This window comes from Algoriphagus oliviformis (genome assembly GCF_017254915.1).
GTDB classification, from domain to species: domain Bacteria; phylum Bacteroidota; class Bacteroidia; order Cytophagales; family Cyclobacteriaceae; genus Algoriphagus; species Algoriphagus oliviformis.
This window is the reverse complement of record NZ_JAFKCT010000001.1, coordinates 1,155,139-1,174,847: the sequence shown is the minus strand read 5'-3', so window position 1 is coordinate 1,174,847 and position 19,709 is coordinate 1,155,139. Positions and strand designations below refer to the sequence as shown.

The 19,709-nt window shown below is 52.9% G+C and carries 22 protein-coding genes; 12 read left to right on the top strand and 10 right to left on the bottom strand.

All coding sequences use genetic code 11. The annotated features are described in order from the left end of the window. Positions 1–288 precede the first annotated feature (288 nt). The 4 genes from nadD to J0A68_RS05100 are packed head-to-tail and all read right to left on the bottom strand — an operon-like array spanning position 289 to position 2,315. On the bottom strand, positions 289–855 hold the full coding sequence (gene nadD, locus J0A68_RS05115) for a nicotinate (nicotinamide) nucleotide adenylyltransferase (protein WP_206577103.1): 567 nt from the start codon (positions 853–855) through the stop codon (positions 289–291). A 1-nt stretch (position 856) separates the two neighbouring features. Further along, positions 857–1,435, bottom strand: a complete 579-nt coding sequence (gmk, locus tag J0A68_RS05110; RefSeq protein ID WP_206577102.1) for a guanylate kinase — start codon at positions 1,433–1,435, stop codon at positions 857–859. Continuing rightward, positions 1,432–1,704: a mycothiol system anti-sigma-R factor gene (locus J0A68_RS05105; RefSeq protein WP_206577101.1), complete on the bottom strand. Its 273-nt coding sequence runs from the start codon at positions 1,702–1,704 to the stop codon at positions 1,432–1,434. The genes gmk and J0A68_RS05105 overlap by 4 nt, the downstream gene beginning before the upstream one ends. Positions 1,705–1,715: 11 nt before the next feature. Beyond that, the gene (locus J0A68_RS05100; RefSeq protein WP_026966288.1) at positions 1,716–2,315 is read right to left on the bottom strand and encodes a sigma-70 family RNA polymerase sigma factor; all 600 of its coding nucleotides are present in this window, start codon (positions 2,313–2,315) and stop codon (positions 1,716–1,718) included. Positions 2,316–2,445: 130 nt separating this feature from the next. Between J0A68_RS05100 and J0A68_RS05095 the strand changes: the two genes are divergently transcribed. The 11 genes from J0A68_RS05095 to J0A68_RS05045 all read left to right on the top strand — a co-directional run bounded on the left by J0A68_RS05095 (position 2,446) and on the right by J0A68_RS05045 (position 14,707). After that, a complete protein-coding gene (locus J0A68_RS05095; protein WP_206577100.1) occupies positions 2,446–3,282 on the top strand; it encodes a lysophospholipid acyltransferase family protein in 837 nt (278 codons plus the stop codon). A 169-nt stretch (positions 3,283–3,451) separates the two neighbouring features. Further along, positions 3,452–5,722: an ATP-dependent helicase gene (locus J0A68_RS05090; RefSeq protein ID WP_206577099.1), complete on the top strand. Its 2,271-nt coding sequence runs from the start codon at positions 3,452–3,454 to the stop codon at positions 5,720–5,722. A 65-nt stretch (positions 5,723–5,787) separates the two neighbouring features. Then, complete coding sequence (locus J0A68_RS05085; RefSeq protein ID WP_206577098.1) at positions 5,788–6,456, top strand: DUF4290 domain-containing protein; 669 nt, start codon at positions 5,788–5,790, stop codon at positions 6,454–6,456. Beyond that, positions 6,456–7,763, top strand: coding sequence for a UDP-N-acetylglucosamine 1-carboxyvinyltransferase (gene murA / locus J0A68_RS05080; RefSeq protein ID WP_206577097.1), 1,308 nt, complete (start codon positions 6,456–6,458; stop codon positions 7,761–7,763). Before J0A68_RS05085 ends, murA begins: the two co-directional genes overlap by 1 nt. A 178-nt stretch (positions 7,764–7,941) precedes the next feature. After that, positions 7,942–8,931, top strand: coding sequence for a glycosyltransferase family 61 protein (locus J0A68_RS05075; RefSeq protein ID WP_206577096.1), 990 nt, complete (start codon positions 7,942–7,944; stop codon positions 8,929–8,931). 102 nt (positions 8,932–9,033) lie between these two features. Then, positions 9,034–10,752: an IlvD/Edd family dehydratase gene (locus J0A68_RS05070; protein WP_206577095.1), complete on the top strand. Its 1,719-nt coding sequence runs from the start codon at positions 9,034–9,036 to the stop codon at positions 10,750–10,752. Positions 10,753–10,884: 132 nt separating this feature from the next. Further along, positions 10,885–11,646, top strand: coding sequence for an SDR family NAD(P)-dependent oxidoreductase (locus J0A68_RS05065; RefSeq protein WP_206577094.1), 762 nt, complete (start codon positions 10,885–10,887; stop codon positions 11,644–11,646). After that, entirely contained in the window at positions 11,639–12,319 is a 681-nt protein-coding gene (locus tag J0A68_RS05060; protein ID WP_206577093.1) for a hypothetical protein, read from the top strand. The genes J0A68_RS05065 and J0A68_RS05060 overlap by 8 nt, the downstream gene beginning before the upstream one ends. Before the next feature lie 166 nt (positions 12,320–12,485). Next, entirely contained in the window at positions 12,486–13,145 is a 660-nt protein-coding gene (locus tag J0A68_RS05055) for a hypothetical protein (protein ID WP_206577092.1), read from the top strand. Positions 13,146–13,185: 40 nt separating this feature from the next. Further along, a complete protein-coding gene (locus tag J0A68_RS05050; RefSeq protein WP_206577091.1) occupies positions 13,186–13,788 on the top strand; it encodes a DUF998 domain-containing protein in 603 nt (200 codons plus the stop codon). A 25-nt stretch (positions 13,789–13,813) separates the two neighbouring features. After that, positions 13,814–14,707, top strand: a complete 894-nt coding sequence (locus J0A68_RS05045; protein WP_206577090.1) for a Nif3-like dinuclear metal center hexameric protein — start codon at positions 13,814–13,816, stop codon at positions 14,705–14,707. Between the two features lie 85 nt (positions 14,708–14,792). On the opposite strand, the gene J0A68_RS05040 is transcribed toward J0A68_RS05045, so the two are convergent. The 4 genes from J0A68_RS05040 to J0A68_RS05025 form a co-directional block, all read right to left on the bottom strand. Further along, positions 14,793–15,290 carry a Dps family protein gene (locus J0A68_RS05040; RefSeq protein ID WP_206577089.1) on the bottom strand — a complete coding sequence of 166 codons (498 nt, stop codon included), beginning with the start codon at positions 15,288–15,290 and terminating at the stop codon, positions 14,793–14,795. A gap of 235 nt (positions 15,291–15,525) precedes the next feature. Next, complete coding sequence (locus J0A68_RS05035) at positions 15,526–16,434, bottom strand: YihY/virulence factor BrkB family protein (protein ID WP_206577088.1); 909 nt, start codon at positions 16,432–16,434, stop codon at positions 15,526–15,528. 92 nt (positions 16,435–16,526) lie between these two features. After that, on the bottom strand, positions 16,527–16,970 hold the full coding sequence (locus J0A68_RS05030) for a hypothetical protein (RefSeq protein ID WP_206577087.1): 444 nt from the start codon (positions 16,968–16,970) through the stop codon (positions 16,527–16,529). Between the two features lie 39 nt (positions 16,971–17,009). Beyond that, on the bottom strand, positions 17,010–17,204 hold the full coding sequence (locus tag J0A68_RS05025; protein WP_206577086.1) for a CsbD family protein: 195 nt from the start codon (positions 17,202–17,204) through the stop codon (positions 17,010–17,012). Between the two features lie 224 nt (positions 17,205–17,428). Between J0A68_RS05025 and J0A68_RS05020 the strand changes: the two genes are divergently transcribed. Further along, positions 17,429–17,626, top strand: a complete 198-nt coding sequence (locus J0A68_RS05020; RefSeq protein WP_438839563.1) for a DUF1328 family protein — start codon at positions 17,429–17,431, stop codon at positions 17,624–17,626. Between the two features lie 168 nt (positions 17,627–17,794). Here J0A68_RS05020 and J0A68_RS05015 read toward each other — a convergent pair whose 3' ends face one another. Further along, complete coding sequence (locus J0A68_RS05015) at positions 17,795–19,246, bottom strand: ATP-binding response regulator (protein WP_206577085.1); 1,452 nt, start codon at positions 19,244–19,246, stop codon at positions 17,795–17,797. A 3-nt stretch (positions 19,247–19,249) separates the two neighbouring features. After that, on the bottom strand, positions 19,250–19,696 hold the full coding sequence (locus tag J0A68_RS05010; RefSeq protein WP_206577084.1) for a response regulator: 447 nt from the start codon (positions 19,694–19,696) through the stop codon (positions 19,250–19,252). Between the last annotated feature and the right edge of the window lie 13 nt (positions 19,697–19,709).

The window sequence follows — 19,709 nt, the reverse complement described above, 5'->3', positions numbered from 1 at the left end:
TGTCCCCGCACCAGTACATTCTTTGGTAGCAGGGTATATTCCCTACTGCGTCATTAATTGGACTGACCCCGAGAAATACGTAGTCTAACACTCCGATGGCTACAAATAATGTTTTCAAAGAATTAAAGATTTCTAAAAAATCTTCGGCCAAAAACTGCTTCGCTCTGAAGCCATGACTAATCTATTCTGGTAGTTTCATTGCGCCCAGTCAAAAAGTGCGGGACGCGCTATACCTTGTCAAGCGGAAGTTTTTTTTTTGTGAACGGAAAAAAGGGCTTTTGATTTGGCCTAATGGTAGAGCTTCCTGTCCAAAATATACTCCTCCACTTTGTCGGGAAGCAGGTATTTCACAGAAAAACCTTCTTGGATGGACTTGCGGATAAAAGTCGCTGAGATATCTAGCAGGGGCGCGTCGATTGTTTTGACTCGGGGATGCTCAAAGACTTTGGCCTCTCCCGGTCGGGGATAGACAAAGATCTCGTAGTTGTCCAGGATAGCCTGGTGGTTTTTCCACTTATGGAAATGGGCCAGATTGTCCGAACCCAAAAAAAGACAAAACTGGTGCTGGGGATATTGCTCACCCAGGTAGGTGAGCGTATCAATGGTGTAGCTAGGCTTGGGCATGCGAAACTCCACGTCGCTCGCCCGAAAGTGGAAATGGTCTCCGATCGCCAGCTCCACCATTCGCAGCCGATCAAACTCATGGACCAAGGACTGCTGTTTTTTGAAGGGGTTTTGGGGACTGACCACAAACCATACCTCATCCAGATCAGTCCTGTCGTAGAGGGTATTGGCGATGATCAGATGCCCGACATGGATGGGATTGAAGCTCCCAAAGTACAGCCCGACCTTCATGCTACACGGCCAAAAACTCGGCAACGCGGCTGACGGCCTCGGCGGAAGCTCGCCCAAAGTCGTCATTAAGGATGCTCACGTCAAACTGGGGCTCGAAGGTCATCTCAAACTTTGCCTTGTAGATTCTACGGGAGAGTGATTCGGGAGTCTCGGTGCCCCGGTCGTGCAGTCTGGACTCGAGTACTTCCATGGAGGGCACTTTGACAAAAATCGCCAAAGCCTGCGGTCCGAAATATTTTTTGAGGGCTAGTCCGCCCTTGACGTCCACGTCAAAAATGACCGCTTTGCCATTGTCCCAGATGCGCTGGACTTCTTCCTTCAAGGTGCCGTAAAAATTCCCCTCATAGACCTCTTCCCACTCCACAAAGGCATTCTCGTCGATTTTCCGCTTAAACTCATCTATGCTCAAAAAGTAATAATCCCTGCCGTGGACTTCATGCCGTCCTCTCTTGTCCCGGGTACAGGCCGAGATGGAGAATCCCAAGTTGGGGACATGCTGGATGAGGTGCTTGACCAGGGAAGTCTTCCCTGAGCCGGAGGGCGCGGAGAAGATAATGGCTTTTCCTTGGGTTTGGCTCATTTGCTTTCCTTTATCATCTGGCGGATGGAGTCGGCCAGTTCGTTGGGGACGGGCTGCTTGGTGCACTTGGTTTTCAGCACATCGCGGATGGCCTGCTCGAGGTGATAGTGCTCAAAGCAAGGCTGGCATTTGGCCAGTTTTTCCTTCAGGACTTCCTTGCCAGTCTCGCCCAGCTCTCCGTCCAGGATGCTCTCCAGCAATTGAAAGCACCTGTTCACATCATCGCATTGCAGCTTGCGCTCCCCAGATGCTTGATCGTTAATTTCCATGGGTAATGTTTTTAGTCCTCCTCTTCTTCATCAGTGTTGTAGCCCATAGACTGGGCATATCCTTTCAATTGGTCTTTCAAAAGATTCCGGGCTCGGTGAAGCCTGGATCTCACAGTCCCGATAGGGATATCGAGAATCTTCGCCATCTCTTCGTAGGTAAAGCCCTCCAGGTCGGCCAGAATGATCACCGTACGGAAATCCACCGCCAGTGCATTCAGCGCGTTGGAGATCTCGTCGCCCAGCATATCCTTGACGGACTCGGCACGGAGATCGGTAGTACTTTGGTAGTCAACATCATCAGAGTTGTAGAAAGTTTCAACTTCCTGGTAATCTACCTTGGCAGGCTGCTTGCTCTTCTTGCGATACTCGTTGATAAAGCTGTTTTTCAGGATCCGAAAAAGCCAGGCCTTCGCGTTGGTCCCCTGCTCAAAGGAGTTGATAAAGCGGAAGGCCTTCATGTAGGTATCCTGCACGAGGTCTTTGGCATCGTCCTCGTCAAAGGTGAGCCTAAAGGCAAAATTGTACATGGAATCTATGTGCGGCATAAATTCCCCATCGAAGATGGCCGTCTTCTCTTCCTGAGAATATTTCCTGCGCTGTACTTCAGACATAAGGTTCAAAAGTAGCAATTGGCTCAATTTATAACCAGCAATTGGCCCGAAAGTCCGCTTAATTAATTTATTTTGTTGCTGATATGGCTCCGTATACGGGGCAAAGCTCCCCCAACTACAGGTAATTGCTATGTTTTTCTTTAGGCTCTTGTCCTATCTGCCCCTGCCGGTTTTGTATCTCCTGTCCGACCTGCTCTACCTGGTCGCGCGGTATGGGATCGGCTACCGCAAAAAGGTCATCGACGAAAACCTGAAGTTTGCCTTCCCGGACAAAAGCCCCGAGGAACGCAAGAAAATCAGAAACCGTTTCTACAGAAACTTCACCGATGCCTTCTTTGCCGAGACCATCAAGATGCTGACCATTTCGGAAAAAGAGCTCCGCAAAAGGTTTCATGTGGTCAATCAGGAGCTCATCGACCGGGAAGTGCTCCAGGGCAAGACGGCCATCATGATGGCAGGACACGTCTTCAACTGGGAGATGGCCATCCTCGGCGTGGCGCTCAATACCCAGGTGGAAGCCGAGACCGTGTACCTCAAACTGAACAATGGCTTTTTCAACAGCCTGATGTATCAGATGAGGACGCACTTTGGTGGCACCATGACCGAGATCAGCGAGTTTCGCCGAAGCATGATCACCCTGCGCAGTCGTCCCCGCATCCTGCACCTGGCAGCAGACCAGCGGCCTACGGGCAAGGACAAGTACCAGCGGGAGTTTCTCCATCGCCCGGCCAACTTCTACGAGGGCGGCGAGATGTTTGCCAAAAAGATGGAGCTTCCGGTGTTCTTTGGCACCATTACCAAGCTGAAGCGCGGACATTACCGCTTTGAGTACGAAAAGATGGCCGAGCCGCCCTACGAGGGACACCCGCCGCACAGCGTGACGGATGAGTTTTGCCGCAGGCTGGAAAACAACATCCGCAACCAACCGGACCTCTACCTTTGGAGCCACAAGCGGTGGAAGATTTGAAATTCGAGATTTGAAATTTGAAATTCGAATCTCAAATCTCAAATCTCGAATTCCCTCTTCTTGATACTTGATACTAGCTACTTAATACTAAAATCTTGATTCTTGGCTCTTGATTCTTGACTCTAGTATCCCAATTCTTGATACTGGCTACTAATTACTAGACACCAACATGGATTACCTCAAGGAACTGAATCCCCCACAGCTACAGGCCGTACAGCATACCGACGGCCCGGTGATGATCATTGCCGGTGCAGGTTCGGGCAAAACCCGCGTGCTGACCTATAGAATCGCGCACTTGATCTACGCCAAGGGCATCGATCCTTTCAACATCCTCTCGCTGACCTTTACCAACAAGGCCGCCGCGGAGATGAAGCACCGGATCGAAAGCCTGGTGGGTCTGGAAGCGAGAAACACCTGGATGGGGACATTCCACTCCATTTTTGCAAAAATCCTGCGGGTAGAGTCCGAGCGAATCGGCTACCCGTCCAACTTCACCATCTACGACAACGACGACTCCAAGTCCCTCATCCGCACCCTGGTCAAGGAAATGCGCCTCGACGACAAAGTCTACAAACCCGGTGTCGTCCTGTCCAGAATCTCCGGGGCCAAAAACCGCCTGATCTCCTGGCAGGCCTATCAAGCGGATCCTTACGTGAAAGCAGACGACGAGTCCGCAATGAAACCCCGAATGGGCGAATTGTATCAAAAGTATCAGGATCGCTTGTTCAAAGCTGGTGCGATGGACTTTGACGACCTGCTATTCAATACCAACGTGCTCTTCCGAGACCATCTCGACGTGCTCAACAAGTACCAGCAGCGCTTCAAGTACGTGATGGTGGACGAGTTTCAGGACACCAACATTTCCCAATACCTCATCACCAAAAAGCTCTCCGCCGTCCACCAAAACATCTGCGTGGTAGGTGACGACGCCCAGAGTATCTATGCCTTTCGCGGAGCGGACATCCAAAACATCCTCAACTTCGAAAAGGACTATCCCGACCTCTTTGTGGTGAAGCTGGAGCAAAACTACCGCTCTACCAAGACCATCGTGGAGGCTGCCAACTCCATCATCGACAAGAACAAAGCCCAGCTGAAAAAGCTCGTCTGGACCTCCAATCCCGACGGGGAGCTGATCGAGCTGGTCAAGGCCGCCTCGGACAACGAGGAAGGACGCATCGTGGCCAACATCATCTTTGAAGAAAAGAACAACAAGAAGCTCAACAACGCCGACTTTGCCATCCTCTACCGCACCAACTCCCAATCCCGGGCGATGGAAGAGGCCCTGCGCAAGATGAGCCTTACGTACAAAATCGTCGGTGGTCTTTCCTTCTACCAACGGAAGGAAATCAAGGACCTCATGGCCTACCTCCGCTTCACGGTCAATCCCGTGGACGAGGAGGCCTTCAAGCGTGTGATCAACTACCCCAAGCGGGGCATCGGGGATACTTCCGTGGAAAAAATCCTCGTCTCCGCCTACGAGCACGACATGCCACTCTGGGAAGTAGTCCAAAACGCCCACAGCTTCCTCTCCGGCAGGGCTGGGGGTGCAGTCGATGACTTTGCCACCACGATCAAAGCCTTCCAGATCGAGGCCGAGCGAAAAGACGCCTACGAGGCCGCCAACTTCATCGCCAAGCAAAGCGGACTGCTTCGCGAGCTCTACGAGGACAAAACCATCGAGGGACTCAACCGCTACGAAAACGTCCAGGAATTGCTCAACGCGATCAAGGAATACGTGGACAATCCCGAAAACGAGGACAAAAGCCTCGGGTCTTTTCTCCAAGAAATCGCCCTTCTCACGGACAACGACCAGGACAAGGACAAAACCGACGCGATCACGCTGATGACCATCCACGCTTCCAAAGGCTTGGAGTTTAAACAAGTCTTCGTCGTGGGGATGGAAGAGGACCTTTTTCCCTCCCAGATGATGATGCAGAGCCGGGATGACCTGGAGGAAGAGCGAAGGCTATTCTACGTCGCAGCGACACGAGCCATGGAAAAACTATATTTGAGCTACGCCTTGTCGCGTTATCGTTTTGGCCGGTTGCTGAATTGTGAGCCGAGCCGCTTCCTCGAGGAAGTGGATCCCATGCGGATCAAGGTCAACAAGCGCGTCGCCTCGAAGGAAATGCCTGGAGCGCTTCGCAGGGAAGGTCTGCCGGGCAGCACCGGTGCCAGCAAGGGATTTGTGGGACTGAAGCGCCAGCCCGAGTCCCGCCAGCCCATCCAGCTGAAGATCCACACGCCTTCGCCGGACTTTAAGCCCAGCAACACCAACAATCTCCAACCGGAGCAGCTGGTAGAGCATCCGAAATTCGGCTATGGAAAAGTACAAAAAATTGAAACCGAAGGACTTAACAAAAAGGCAACCATCCAATTTGAGCATTTTGGCGAGAAAACATTATTGCTTAGCTTTGCCAAGCTCAGAATCATAGACTAATCACCTGCTTCCCTGCCCTTTGGTGATTTTTTGTTACCTTATCCTGGCAATAAACGGGAAGCAACATGGAGCACACCGAACCTGAAAAACAACAGCTTATCTTGAAAGAATACGGCAAAAACATTCAACGCCTGGTCGCGCACGTCACCGGCATTGAAGACCGTGACAAGCGCACCCAGAGTGCCTACACCGTCATTGAAATCATCAAACAGCTCAATCCCCAACTCAAGCAGGAAAACGACCAGAAGCTCTGGGACGACATCTACATCATGTCCGACTTCCAGCTCGACGTGGACGGGCCTTTTCCCATGCCGGAAAAAGAGCTACTTGGCAAAAAACCCCTAGCGGTGGGCTACCCCAAAGGCGAAGTGAAGTTTAAGCACTACGGCCGAAACATCGAAAAGCTGATCGAAAAGGCCATCGAAATCGAAAACGACGAAGAGCAGGAAGCGGCCATCATCTACATCGGTCAGCTCATGCGCAGCTTCCACTCCACCTGGAACAGGGACAATTTCGACGACGGCATCATCCTGGACGACATCAAGACCCTCTCCAAAGGCAAGCTTCACATCGACCTGGAGAAAGTGCGCGAAAATGCCCTTTTCGAATCCAACACCCGCAGGGACTTCAAAATCCCCCACGCAGAGGAAGAGCACGGCCAAAAAAACAAGCGCCAAAACCAACACAAAAAAAATCACCGGAACAACGGCCACAATAAAAAACGCAGAAATTAATGGCATCTTTTCGTGTCACCGGGGGCACCCAACTCAAAGGCGAAATCATCCCTCAGGGAGCAAAAAACGAAGCACTCCAAATCCTCTGCGCGGTGCTTCTCACGCCTGAAAAGGTTGACATCCACAAAATCCCCAACATCCGCGACGTCAACAAGCTCATCGAGTTGTTAGCCGATATGGGGGTAAAAACGCAAAAACTCGGCCCCGAGTCCTACTCTTTCCAGGCGGATGAGGTAAACATGGACTACCTCGAGACGGAAGACTTTCTCCAGAAAGCCTCCGCACTGAGAGGGTCCGTGATGATCTTGGGCCCGCTTTTGGCCAGGTTTGGCAAGGGCAAACTCTCCAAGCCGGGCGGGGATAAGATCGGCCGCCGCCGCATGGATACGCACTTTTTTGGCTTCCAAAAGCTGGGGGCGGAGTTCCACTACGACGCGAAAAACGAGATCTTCCACATCGACGGCAAAAACCTCAAGGGCACCTACATGCTCCTCGACGAGGCCTCGGTGACCGGCACCGCCAACATCGTCATGGCGGCAGTTTTGGCAGAAGGCACCACCACCATCTACAACGCTGCCTGCGAGCCCTATCTCCAGCAGCTCTGTGACATGCTCAACCGAATGGGGGCCAAGATCACGGGAGTGGGCTCCAACCTACTGACCATCGAAGGAGTCAAACACCTCGGGGGCACAGCGCACACCATGCTGCCCGACATGATCGAGATCGGCTCCTTCATCGGCATGGCGGCCATGACAGGCTCTGAGATCACGATCAAAGACTGCCAGATCCACCGATTGGGCATCATCCCGGAGACTTTCCGCAGGATGGGCATCAAGCTGGAGTTTCGTGGCGACGACATCCACATCCCCGCGCAAAAACACTATGAGATCGAGACCTTCATCGACGGATCGATCCTCACCGTGGCCGACCAGATCTGGCCCGGCTTTACGCCGGACCTGCTTTCCATCATCCTGGTAACCGCCACTCAAGCCAAAGGCACTGTTTTGGTACACCAGAAGATGTTTGAATCCCGACTGTTCTTCGTGGACAAGCTGATCGACATGGGCGCTCAGATCATCCTCTGCGATCCGCACCGCGCGACAGTGATCGGACTGGACAGAAAGTATCCACTCCGCGGCATCAAAATGACTTCTCCTGACATCCGTGCGGGGGTCGCTCTTTTGATCGCAGCGATGTCGGCCACCGGGACTTCCGTCATCGACAATATCGAGCAGATCGACCGCGGCTACCAAAACATCGACGAGAGACTCAATGCCTTGGGGGCCAAGATTGAGCGTCTGCCATAGTTCAAAGAAGCTGCCCCAAAAGGACGCGATTTGTCAGCCTGAGCGCTGTCGAAGGCTTAATGAAGCGAAATAATCGACATGCCACCTTCCTATCTACCATGCAGGAAGGTGCTCCGTGTGACAACGTGCAATTCTGAGGCAGCTTCTTTCTTTTTTACCCAACCAACCTTTTTCCACTTTGCGACAAGAGATCACCGTCAAGCGGACTTTGCCTGTCAACCTCGCAACTGAGGATTTGCCTCTTTTTGAGCGGTCGCTCCAAGTCACCTTTGAGCGGCAGCACCCCGTGCACCTAAAAAATGCCTGGGTGCTCCAGGATGCCGTTTTTTCGCCGGGGGAAATCAAATTTTACTCCTCCCACACCCACATCGCCGACCTCGGCCCCCTGCAGTTTGCCAAGCGGGCGGTGTACTGTGCGCCCAAGTCCTGGAAAAAAATCCCACTGGGCATGTGGATTCTGGACGAATGGAGCGCCAACTACTTCCACTGGATGACCGACTGCCTGCCCCGCCTTTGGGAAGGAATGGAGCGGGAGCCCGGCTGCCCGGTGATTTTGCCGGATTCGTTCAGAAGCCTGCCCTATGTCATGCAGTCCCTGGAGCTAGCGGGAGCACGTGCTGTCTTTTTCAGGGCCAGCCAAAACCTGCACGTCGGCAAGCTCATCCTGACGGCGAGGACGGCCACTTTTCCCAATTTTCTCCCCGACTTGGCAAAAAAAACAAGAGGCAAACTCAGCCTGAAGCCTCAGGCCAAGCCTTGGCGAAAAGTGTACATCAGTCGCAAGCTTGCCCCAAAACGCAAGGCCCACAACGAAGCCGATGTCGAGCTTCTGTTGCAGAAAAAGGGCTTTGAGATCGTGTATGCCGAAAAACTGAGCCTCGGCCAGCAGATCCAGCTCATGTCGGAGACCGCTCTTTTGGTCGCCCTGCACGGCGCCGCCCTAACCAACATGCTCTTTTTGCCTGCGGGGGCAAAGGTGCTCGAGTTTAGAAACCTGGGGGACTCGGTGACCCAGTGCTATTTTAACCTGGCCTCGGCACTCGAGCTGCCCTACTACTACACGCTCAACCAAGGCGACGGCAAGGAGTCCATCATCACGGACTTCACCATCGATCTGGCCGCGCTGGAGCGGGCGCTCGTGCAAATCGAGCAAGACGGCTTGGTCTAGGTGCTTTTCTGAGGGAATGGGGAGGCCTTTCTCCCTTTTGGCTTTGAGCTAGTTCGCGTTTTTTGCTATCTTTTTAGCCAATTAGCTCAACCCATTATACCCATGACCAAGAAAAAACTCCGTAGCCAAGAATGGTACGGACGAACCGGAAAAGACGGATTCATCTACCGATCCTGGATGAAAAACCAGGGACTTCCCCACCACCTTTTTGAGGGCGAAAAGCCCGTGATCGGAATCTGCAACACCTGGTCAGAACTCACCCCCTGCAATGCCCACTTCCGCGATCTGGCAGAAGCCCTAAAGAAGGGCATCTGGGAAGCCGGCGGTTTTCCGCTGGAATTCCCCGTGATGTCCCTCGGCGAGTGCTCCATCAAGCCTACTGCGATGCTCTTCCGCAACCTGGCCTCCATGGACGTGGAGGAGAGCATCCGCGCCAACCCTATGGACGGCGTGGTGCTGATGTGCGGCTGTGACAAGACCACCCCTTCCCTTGTAATGGGCGCGGCTTCGGTAGACTTACCCGCTTTGGTGCTGTCGGGAGGACCGATGCTCGTAGGTAGGTTCAAGGGGAAACGGATCGGCACCTCGGACATTTGGAGATTTGCGGAAGACTTCAAGATGGGAAGGCTTTCCCAGGAGGAATTCATCGAGGCCGAAGCCGCCATGTCCCGCTCGGCTGGACACTGCGCACCCATGGGGACTGCCTCCACCATGGCGGCCATGGTCGAAGCGCTCGGCCTTGCCCTGCCTGACAATGCGACCATCCCTGCCGTGGACTCCAGGAGAAAAGTGCTGGCCCACCTCACCGGCATGCGCATCGTGGAGATGGTGCGGGAAGACATGAAGATGAGCACCATCCTCACCCGCAAAGCTTTCGAAAATGCAATCATGGTCAATGCCGCAGTGGGCGGATCCACCAACTTCATCCTCCACCTGACGGCCATCGCCAAGCGTATAGGAGCCGAGCTGGACTTGACTGACTTCGACTATTTCTCCTCAAAAATCCCCCTCATCGCCAACGTACAGCCATCCGGAGAGCACTGGGTAGAGGACCTCTTCTACGCCGGAGGACTGCCGGCCGTGATGCGGGAGATCGAAAAACACCTCCACACCGACGCCCTCACCGTCAATGGAAAAACCATAGGCGAAAACATCTCCAAAGCGGAATGCTGGGACAGAAACCTCATCGGCACGCTCGAAAAACCCATCAAACCCGACTCTGGCATCGCCGTGCTCAAGGGGAATCTTTGCCCCAACGGAGCTGTGCTCAAGCCCTCCGCGGCGAGCCCCGAGCTGCTTGTACACACAGGTAGGGCGGTGGTGTTCGAAAATATCGACGACTACAAGGCCAAGGTGGACGATCCCAACCTTGACATCGACGAGACCTGCGTGATGGTGATGAAAAACGTAGGGCCCAAAGGCTACCCCGGCATGCCTGAGGTCGGCAATATGGGCTTGCCGAAAAAAGTACTCGAAAAGGGCTTCAAAGACATGATCCGCATCTCCGACGGTAGAATGAGCGGGACTGGTTTTGGTACCGTAGTGCTCCACGTCTCGCCTGAGTCGGCCATCGGAGGCCCCTTGGCTTTTGTGCAAAATGGAGACATGATCGCCCTCGACGTACCCAATCGCAGCCTGAATCTCCTGATCTCCGACGAGGAGTTTGAAAGGAGAAGAAAAGAGTTTGTACCCACCCAGCTCCCCTATGAGCGGGGCTATGTCAACCTTTTTCTCGACAAGGTCAACCAAGCCCACGAAGGGGTGGACTTCGACTTCCTACAGGGGAGCTCGGGGTCTGAGGTAAAGCGGGATTCGCATTGATCGATAAACTGTCAGACTAAACCCTCCAAGGGTCATGACCGCAAACCTTCATGGGTCTTGAGCGCAAACCCTCCAAGGGTTCCGAACCCTTGGAGGGTTAGGTGAGGTGAGGCTAGGTTAAACTACGAATTTATGAAAAATCAAAAAGTCGCCCTGATCACCGGAGCAGGGCAGGGAATAGGACTCGAAATCGCCCGTAAACTAGTCGATTCTGGCTCGCACGTCATTCTAAACGACCTGGAAAAAGGCCTGACGGAAGAAGCCGTGGCGTCGCTCAGCCAAAGCGGAAAAGCCTCCGTCTTGGGTTGCTCTGGCGACTCTTCCTCCGAGGAGGTCATTTCCGAAATGGTGGAGCTGGCCATGCACCACTTTGGCCATATCGACCAGGTAGTGGCCAATGCGGGAATCACGCTTTTCGGCAGCTTCCTCGACTATTCTAGGGATGACTTTTTCGAAGTCGCGCGGATCAACCAGGCCGGGACCTTCTTTCTGACCCAAGCCGCAGCACGAGTCATGAAAAGCCAACCCGATGGCGGAGCCATTTTGCTCACCTCCTCAGTGACCGCCCATCAGAGCCACGAAAACCTCGCTGCCTACGCCATGAGCAAGGCTGCGGTGGAAATGCTTGCCAGAAACCTGGTCATCGAGCTGGCGCCCTTTGGGATAAGAATCAACACCATTGCACCGGGTGCCACCATGACCGAGCGCACGGTGGCCGACCCGGACTACGTCAACACTTGGTCCAAGCTGACCCCCCTGGGACGGCCAGCCAACACCACCGACATCGCGGCAGCAGCTTCCTTTTTGCTCTCCGATGCCGCACGCCACATCACCGGCCAGACCCTCATCATAGATGGGGGATGGACCTCCATCAGCCCCTCGCCCTATGCTTGAACCCCGATCCCTGCTGCTGGACAAGAAGTTTGTGCTGAAAAGCCCAGCCCCTTGGAAACTCGAGGGGGATGGCATCATGCTGATCTTTAAGTTCAAAAAGGATTGGGTAGAGCGCGATGCCCTGCTGCCGAAACCGCTGAGGGGAAAATTCGGCGGCGGGCTGGGAATGCTCCTGCTCACAACCCACCCAGAAAGTCCCGTAGGCGCCTTTCGACAGTTGCTTTTTGTCCCGGGGAGGTTTCGCAAAAAGCGCAAACAAGCCGCCAGCCACTGCTTTGCCGATACGGAGGCCAGCGTCCAAAACCTACGTGCGAATTGGGGATTTCCGGCAAAGCCCACTCCTATCGCCTGGAAAAGCTCGCCAAAACGTGATTGGGTAAGCATCAGCCAAAACGATGAAACCATCTTCTCGGCGGAATTTGAAACCAGAGGCTTTTCCTTTCCTTTTTCCACGGCTCTATTCCCGCTGAGGCTCTGTCAAACCTGGAACAAGCTGAAATTCTTTACCCGGCTTTCGGGCTCGGGATGGGGAAAATTGGCCACGGTCAACAAGCTGGATCTCAACCCGAAGTTTTTCCCGGACATCCGAGGCATAGCGCCACTGCTGGCGATCAGGCTATCCGGATTTCGACTTGCGCTGCCGGAAAGCACCTTCAGGGATGAATTTGTGTAGCCCCCCATTTTTCTGTACCTCGATGCCTGTGGGATTGGACAGGGCAACGCTCCGCATTCCTCTTCCCAGCCTGATTTCCAGCAAAGTATTTCCTATATTTATTTGAGACCAAAAATCCAGCGACCCTAAAAATCGCCAACCTCAGCTCAGCTAAACATCCCAATCCATGAAAAACTTTCTTTTTCTCCTCGCCTTTGTCGGATGCTGCGTCGCCTGCCAGCAAAAGGAAACCATGCCCGACACACTGCCCTTCCAAGTCGCCAAGGCCTATGGCTTCGAAAATTTTGACCAGGTGAAGTCCATCGCCTACACCTGGAACGTGCAGCGCGACTCCGTCAACGTGCTCTCCAGAAAATGGAAATGGAACATCCAAGACAGCACCGTAGCCTATTCCGGACCGGACACCACCTTCACCTACAGCCTCACCGCGGACTCCCTGCCCAAGCAGGACGGCGGATTCATCAACGACAAATACTGGGCAATGATGCCTTTCCAGCTGGCCTGGGACAAAGGCTACACCTTTGAGACCGCAGAAAACGTGACCTCCCCGATCAAAGGCACCCCAGCTACCAAACTGACCATCCTCTACCAGTCCGGCGAACCCAAATCCCCTGGGATGGGCTACACCCCTGGCGACGCCTATGACCTGTACCTGGACGAAAATCTCATGATCGTAGAGTGGGTATTCAGAAGAGGAAATGGCCCCGAGGGCCGTCCCGTGACTTGGGAAACCGTCGAGAGCCATGGGCCATTGAAATTCGCCACCGAGCACTACAACGCCGAAGGAAAGCGTACACTCTGGATCTCCGACATCAAAGTGGACTAGATCGTGCAACCGATGTGTAAAGCAGCTAAAAGTCCGACTGATGAGCATCGACAGTAGGACTGCCGCTGGCGTCCTGGGCTTGCTCGCCGTCGCCATTTTCTTGGCCGCACTGCTGGTCTATGGCTTTGCCAACCCTGATTTTAACCTTTGGGATGACTTTGTCAGCAGCCTCGGTGCCAAGGGAGCTCCCCATGCCTTGGCTTGGAACCTCATAGGATTTGCGCTAGTAGGTGTTCTCCTGTTTGCCTTCGGGCTCTCCTACGGCCTGCTTTTGGGAGACCGACCGCTGGCAATATTCCTGTCTCTTTTCGGTTTGGGCTTTGCCTTTATCGCGAGTCCCATGGACTTTGCTGATGCGGAGGTTTCCAAAGCGCATATCCTCGCCGTCTGCCTAGGCTTGGCCTGTTGGATGTTTGGGCTGTCGCGCATGGGCTCCAATCGGACGCTCGCCCAAAAGGTGAGAACCCGGGCAAACATCACGGCATGCCTGATTCTCGGATCCATGCTGGGCTTTGTGCTGGGAATTTGGTCCATGCCGCTCACCCATCGGTTGGTTTTCGGGATCGTGTTTGGATGGACGGCGATCACCTCGCTGGAGCTACTCCTCTCCACTCCCAGCCCAGAACAAAAAAGACCACAATAAAAACAACACCGAACCCCTATGACCTATGAAGACACCCAATCCCCGACGGGAATTCCTCCTCAAATCGGCCACACTGGCTGGAGCCGGACTGGTCTATAATCCTTTTTCCTCCCTCGCCCAGCCGAGGCAAAGAGCCTGGACGGTAGGCCAAATCATCGATGCCTTCGTCGCTGAGGTGCCCAATGCGCCTTTTGCCCAGACAGTAGACACCATCAAAGTAGGCTCGCGGGACACGGTAGTGACTGGGGTGGTGACGACCATGTTCACTACCATGGAGATCATCCATCGGGCGATCGAGCTCAAGGCAAACCTGATCATTCCCCATGAACCTACCTTTTTCTCAGGCCAAGATGAGACGGACTACCTGCAGGAAGACCCTGTCTTCCGCGCCAAGTATGACCTGATGGAAAAACATGGCATCACGCTCTGGCGAAACCACGACTACGTACACCGAATGCAGGACGATGGCGTAAGGATAGGCGTGGTGGGCGATTTGGGATGGGACGCGTACTATGTCCCAAAGAGCCCGATCCTCAACCTTCCCAAAACACGCCTTCGCGACCTGATCAACCACATCAAGTCCCGATTGGGTGTGCCGGCTATGCGCTACGTGGGAGACTTGGACCAGCATTGTTCCAAAGTACTCCTGCTCCCGGGAGCGGTGGGCGGCCGCATGCAGATCACGCGAATCATGGAACACCGCCCGGACGTGCTGGTCTGCGGGGAATCCAACGAGTGGGAAACCCCCGAGTACGTCCGTGTGGCAAACGAGATCGGAATGAAGCTGTCGATGATCGAGATTGGCCACTCCGCCAGCGAGGAAGGCGGCTCTGAATTCGTCAAAAACTGGCTCATCGAGCACATGCCCGGACTGCCGGTGCATCACATCCCTTCGGGAAATTCGCTTCAGGTATTCTAGCTGTCCAAGCGCTAAGGCGCCGGGCAAAACTCCACCAACAAAAAATGGCGACCCGAGGGTCGCCATTTTCGCTTGGTCGTGGCAGTTATTTTCTATACATCGTAAACATCCACATGCGTTTCTCCAGATCGCCGACAAACTTGGTCAGCAAATCTGCCGTGGCGATGTCTCCGGCCTCTTCGGCGGTCTCCGCGGTCTTGCGATGGGAGGACACCAGAATACCCAGACCGTTGATGACGTGGTTGACGCATTCGTCACCGTCTTTCACGTCCGTGATTTCTTTATGGATGGTATTTTTCAGGTAGTCCGAATACACGTGGGCAGGTCGGTAGCCGATCATCAGGATGCGCTCGGCCAGCTCGTCGATTGACTGATACAGCTGCGTGTACAGTTCTTCGAATTTCTCATGGAGAATGAAAAAGTCGTTTCCCTTTACGTTCCAGTGAAAGCCTCTGACGTTTTGGTAAAAGACATGGTAATCCGCCAAAAGGTCATTGAGTTGTCCGTTCAGCTTTTTCATCTGTTTTTCGTCCAAGTTCAGATGGTTGGACAAAGTTGCTTTTTGATTGGTTGCGGTTGTCATAGCTAATTTATTTTGGTTTCCTCATATCATTCAATATCAAGACCATTTGGAGATTTTTGTCTTCTATTCTCATTCCTCCTGTTTTTTGGAAATTAAATTCCGCAAGACTGCGGCAAAGCAAAAAAATCTTCCAAAGTGTAGAGGTACCCTCGCAAAATGAAGTCTGTCAAAGTCCACAAAGTGGGTAAAAACAGAGCTGCCTGCCTAGACAATGTCTGGTTTTTTCTCCCAAACGCTATTCGGACGGCGTCTCGATCTTGACGTTTTGCACTTCCACGGCGGTGTCGTAGGTATCTATCCCCTCCCCATGGCGCTTGGTGTAGATGTAGGTGATCTTTGCCCCAAAGAGGAAAATGAATGAGGCGTAATAGGTCCACACCAGCATGACTACCAAGGAGCCGCTCGCTCCATAGGCATCCGTAAAGGAACTTGCGCCCAGATACACGCCGATCAATAGCTTTCCTCCTATGAAGAGCGCGGCCGTGATCAATCCCCCCACCCAAACGTCCTTCCATTTGAGTTTGGCATCAGGGAGGATCTTATACATCATCGAAAAGATCACCATGATGATCCCAAAGGAGACCACCTCCGAGCCGACTTTCATCAAGATGACCGACAGCTCCTCTTGGAATCCCTGCACAAACTTCTTGAACAGCGCCAGGAGTGCTTCCACCACGAGGGAAACCATCAGGATAAAGCCTATCCCGATGACCATGGCCAAGGAAAGCAGCCGGTTGAGCAGGTATTTGACAAAGCCTTTCTCCGGCTTGGCTTCGATGTTCCAGATTTTGTTGATCGCCGTCTGTAGGGAGAAAAAGACCGTCGTGGAGCTGAATACCAGCGTGCCTATGCCCACCGTGCGGGCGAGCAGGGTGCTTTGCTGCTCGATGGAAGCTTTGGCAAGAATCTGCTCGATCTGACCCGCCGTGGATGGGCCGATGAGCCTGGAGATCTGGTCGATCAGCTCCTGCTGTATCCTATTTTCCTCATACAGCGTGGCTCCGATCGACACCACGATCAGCAGCACCGCCGGCAAGGAAAGCATGGTGTAAAATGAAATCGCCGCCGAATAGGTAAAGGCGTCTTCTTCCATAAAGGAAGTGACCGACTTCTTGAGAATTTGCCAGGCTTGCAGCAGCTTCATTGATATTGTTCTGTTTAAATTCTTTTAGGCTTAGTCAAAACAAAAGGGCTGATTAAAAACCAGCCCCTTTTCCTACTCCATCACCCATTTACTTACTTATTGTCTTTTTCGAAGGTATCCTTGACATCGGATTTGAACTCTTTCCAAGTATCCTCGATGTCGCGGGTCGTGTTGTTGACCGAAGTCTTCACGTCTTCCCAAGTGTTTTCGGTGGCTCTTTCGAGGTCATCGATGGCTTGGCCCACTTCGGTTTTCTCCCGCTTGAGCTCCACTTCCATCTCTTCGATTTCGGCTTTCATTTTCGCATCGGCTTTCTCCTTTTTCGCCTCGAGCTCCATCATCTTCTTGTCGATGTCGGTTTCGAGTTCTCTAAGGTCTTCACGCAGCTCGGCGCGCTCTTTTTCGAAGTCCTTTTGGGCCCCCATCATCTCTTGGTTGGCTTTTTCTGCCTGCCTTTCGGCTCTATTTTCTCCACAGGACATGGCAGTGAATCCCAATGCCGCAAGTCCCAGTATTGCTATTGCTTTCGATTTCATGATTTTCTTGGTTTAGTTGTGTGAACAATCCAAGGCGATTTACAGCCCGTTGATCTCTTCTTTCACTTCTTCCATAGTCATACCCAGCTTGCGCTGAAGTCTCCCGATCAGCTCTTCGTCTTTGCCCTCTTCATAGAGCAAATCATCGTCGGTCAGATCTGCATACTTTTGTTTGAGTTTTCCTTTGAGTTCTTTCCAAGAACCCTGGATCTTGAATTTGGTGTCCGTTTTCATTGTGATTGTGGTTTAGTGTACAAAATGTTTGTACTCCCAGATAGTCAAGCCTGGTGCCAAGCGCAAAAAATGGCTCAAAAGCCCAAAAAAGGCCTTTTTGAAAAATCAGAATGGGGAATTTGTTGTGGCGGTGGGGAAAGGCTTCCCCATCCCCCGACCCCAAAACCGGAAAAACCGGCCTTTGGAGCGCCCAATTGGGCTTGGCATCCATTTTTCTCTAAGGGATGGAAAAAAACATTCACCAAAATCACACGACTATGTTACGTTGGGCTTTAGGATTCTTTATTGTTGCGATCATCGCGGCAATATTCGGATTTGGTGGAATCGCAGCGGGAGCTGCTTCCATCGCAAAGGTATTGTTCTTCCTTTTTATCGTCTTGTTTCTACTCACGCTCATCTTTGGAGCCCGTGTATTCAAGTAGGATCGATAAGCTGGAACGAACAAGGGCAGTCTCACTCACCAGAGACTGCCTTTTTTTGTGGCCAAAGAATTCCAAGTGGGTAAAAAATCAAGCTCTTCCCAACAATTGCCAGCTGCGGCTTGCGATTTTTTCTTCTAAACAAGCCCGGAAAGTGTCAAAGGCAGGCTGTCAATGTCCGGGAAGGGGAAACTCGATCTCGAAGCGGGTGCCCACTCCCACGGTACTGTTGACCTGGATGCCGGCATTGTGGCTGGAAAGGATATTGAGCGTGGAGGTGAGGCCAAGGCCGGTGCCTTCGGACTTGCTGGTATAGAAGGGGTCGAAGATTTTTTTGAGGTCCTCTTTGGCAATCCCCTGCCCGTTGTCTTCGATGATCAGGAAGATGGAATTGCCACGAAGCTCGGTCTGCACCGTAAGCACCCCTTCTGCATGCTCGATCGCCTCGATGCCGTTGAGCAGGATGTTTACCAGGGCGATGGAGAGCTTCTCCCGATCCACAAAGATCCTCGGCAGCTCCTCCTCCAGCTCCTCGGCAATCCGGATTCCCCTCAGCTTGGCGCGGTCTCTGACCAGCTCCAGGACGTCGTCCAGGATGCGGTGCAGGGAGCTGAGCTCGAGCTGCAGTTCTTTGGGTTTGGAGGAGTTGAGCAAGTCGCCGATGAGGGTTTCGATACGGTTGGAGCTGCGCTGGATGATCTCCGTGTACAGGATGGAGCCTTCCTCCCCTTCGGAGATTTCCTCCTTGAGGTTGTCCAGGGCGAGGTTTAGGTTGGTGAGGGGATTGCGTATCTCGTGTGCGATGGTGCGGGCGAGCTTGCCCGTCATGGAGAGCTTTTCGGCGACCATCATTTCGCGTTCGGCTTTTTTCCAGAACGTGAGATCCCGGATGATTCCCTGATAGCAACAGAAGTCATCCGCTTGGTCGGGGATAAAGACGCAGTTGAACAGGCAGACCTTGGGCTCGCGATCCTTTGTCAACAGCACCACTTCGAAGTCCTTGACGACCTCTTGGGTCTTGAGCTGCTCCACACAGAACTCGAAATCCTCCTCGTTTGCAAAGATTTCCCTCAGGTGGAGATTGGCGTTTTCCAAGGGCTCGTATCCAAAAAAGTCCAGAAAGGAATCGTTGAGCTCGAGCATCGCGTACTCGCTGTTGGCGAGGAAAATACAGTCCAGCGAGCGCTCAAACAGGGATCTGTACTTCTTTTCCTTCTCGTCCAGCTCACGGATGATGCGGCCCTGCTTGATGGAGTAGCGGATGGAGCGCTCCAGGATGTCTGGGCGCAGATCCCCTTTGACCAAATAGTCAAAGGCTCCGGCCATGCTGGCATCCACATCGATCTGGGCGTCGTTTCGCCCGGTGAGCAGGATGGCAGGTGTGAGGATCCGGTTTTTGTGGATAAAGTCTATGATCGACAGCCCGGTGGACTTGCCCAGGTAGAAGTCGATCAGAAACAGGTCATACTTACCGTTTAGAATTTTGCTTTTGCCGCGCTCAGGATTGGGTTCCCAGTCCAGCACGCAGCTGAAGTTTTTCACATCGGATAGGTACTCCCTTACCAAGAAAGCATCATCCTCATCATCTTCAATCAGAAGGATTTTGATTTCCTCTATTACCATGTTTTATTTTGATTCGGGCAGGGTCACGGTGCCCAGCCAGTAGTTGCTGATTTCCCGGGTGACTTCGACCAGTTCGGCAAAGTTTACCGGTTTGCTGATGAAGGAGTTGACTCCCAAGTCATAGCATTCCAGGATATCCGAGTCCGCTCGTGAGGTAGTCAGGACTACGATGGGGATTTTTTTCAGTATGCTGTCAGCCTTGAGCAGCTTGAGTGCCTGTCTGCCGTCCATTTTGGGCATATTCAGATCCAGTAGGATCAGTCCGGGAGTACAGTCCACCCCTTCAAACTTTCCCCTTTTGTTCAGAAAATCGATCAGCTCTTCACCGTTTTCGACAAAATGAATGGAGTTGGGGATGTTGTTTTCCTTCAGGGCTTCCTGAAGGAGCAGCTGGTCATCGGCATCGTCGTCCGCCATGAGGATCGTGACCTTATTATTGAGCTTATTCATAGGGACAATTGAC

What these genes read in the sequence shown, in the direction of transcription:
- nadD (WP_206577103.1), bottom strand. Translation starts at nt 855, where the DNA reads ATGAAGGTCGGGCTGTACTTTGGGAGCTTCAATCCCATCCATGTCGGG.
- gmk (WP_206577102.1), bottom strand. Translation starts at nt 1,435, where the DNA reads ATGAGCCAAACCCAAGGAAAAGCCATTATCTTCTCCGCGCCCTCCGGC.
- J0A68_RS05105 (WP_206577101.1), bottom strand. Translation starts at nt 1,704, where the DNA reads ATGGAAATTAACGATCAAGCATCTGGGGAGCGCAAGCTGCAATGCGAT.
- J0A68_RS05100 (WP_026966288.1), bottom strand. Translation starts at nt 2,315, where the DNA reads ATGTCTGAAGTACAGCGCAGGAAATATTCTCAGGAAGAGAAGACGGCC.
- J0A68_RS05095 (WP_206577100.1), top strand. Translation starts at nt 2,446, where the DNA reads ATGTTTTTCTTTAGGCTCTTGTCCTATCTGCCCCTGCCGGTTTTGTAT.
- J0A68_RS05090 (WP_206577099.1), top strand. Translation starts at nt 3,452, where the DNA reads ATGGATTACCTCAAGGAACTGAATCCCCCACAGCTACAGGCCGTACAG.
- J0A68_RS05085 (WP_206577098.1), top strand. Translation starts at nt 5,788, where the DNA reads ATGGAGCACACCGAACCTGAAAAACAACAGCTTATCTTGAAAGAATAC.
- murA (WP_206577097.1), top strand. Translation starts at nt 6,456, where the DNA reads ATGGCATCTTTTCGTGTCACCGGGGGCACCCAACTCAAAGGCGAAATC.
- J0A68_RS05070 (WP_206577095.1), top strand. Translation starts at nt 9,034, where the DNA reads ATGACCAAGAAAAAACTCCGTAGCCAAGAATGGTACGGACGAACCGGA.
- J0A68_RS05065 (WP_206577094.1), top strand. Translation starts at nt 10,885, where the DNA reads ATGAAAAATCAAAAAGTCGCCCTGATCACCGGAGCAGGGCAGGGAATA.
- J0A68_RS05060 (WP_206577093.1), top strand. Translation starts at nt 11,639, where the DNA reads ATGCTTGAACCCCGATCCCTGCTGCTGGACAAGAAGTTTGTGCTGAAA.
- J0A68_RS05055 (WP_206577092.1), top strand. Translation starts at nt 12,486, where the DNA reads ATGAAAAACTTTCTTTTTCTCCTCGCCTTTGTCGGATGCTGCGTCGCC.
- J0A68_RS05050 (WP_206577091.1), top strand. Translation starts at nt 13,186, where the DNA reads ATGAGCATCGACAGTAGGACTGCCGCTGGCGTCCTGGGCTTGCTCGCC.
- J0A68_RS05045 (WP_206577090.1), top strand. Translation starts at nt 13,814, where the DNA reads ATGAAGACACCCAATCCCCGACGGGAATTCCTCCTCAAATCGGCCACA.
- J0A68_RS05040 (WP_206577089.1), bottom strand. Translation starts at nt 15,290, where the DNA reads ATGACAACCGCAACCAATCAAAAAGCAACTTTGTCCAACCATCTGAAC.
- J0A68_RS05035 (WP_206577088.1), bottom strand. Translation starts at nt 16,434, where the DNA reads ATGAAGCTGCTGCAAGCCTGGCAAATTCTCAAGAAGTCGGTCACTTCC.
- J0A68_RS05030 (WP_206577087.1), bottom strand. Translation starts at nt 16,970, where the DNA reads ATGAAATCGAAAGCAATAGCAATACTGGGACTTGCGGCATTGGGATTC.
- J0A68_RS05025 (WP_206577086.1), bottom strand. Translation starts at nt 17,204, where the DNA reads ATGAAAACGGACACCAAATTCAAGATCCAGGGTTCTTGGAAAGAACTC.
- J0A68_RS05020 (WP_438839563.1), top strand. Translation starts at nt 17,429, where the DNA reads ATGGAAAAAAACATTCACCAAAATCACACGACTATGTTACGTTGGGCT.
- J0A68_RS05015 (WP_206577085.1), bottom strand. Translation starts at nt 19,246, where the DNA reads ATGGTAATAGAGGAAATCAAAATCCTTCTGATTGAAGATGATGAGGAT.
- J0A68_RS05010 (WP_206577084.1), bottom strand. Translation starts at nt 19,696, where the DNA reads ATGAATAAGCTCAATAATAAGGTCACGATCCTCATGGCGGACGACGAT.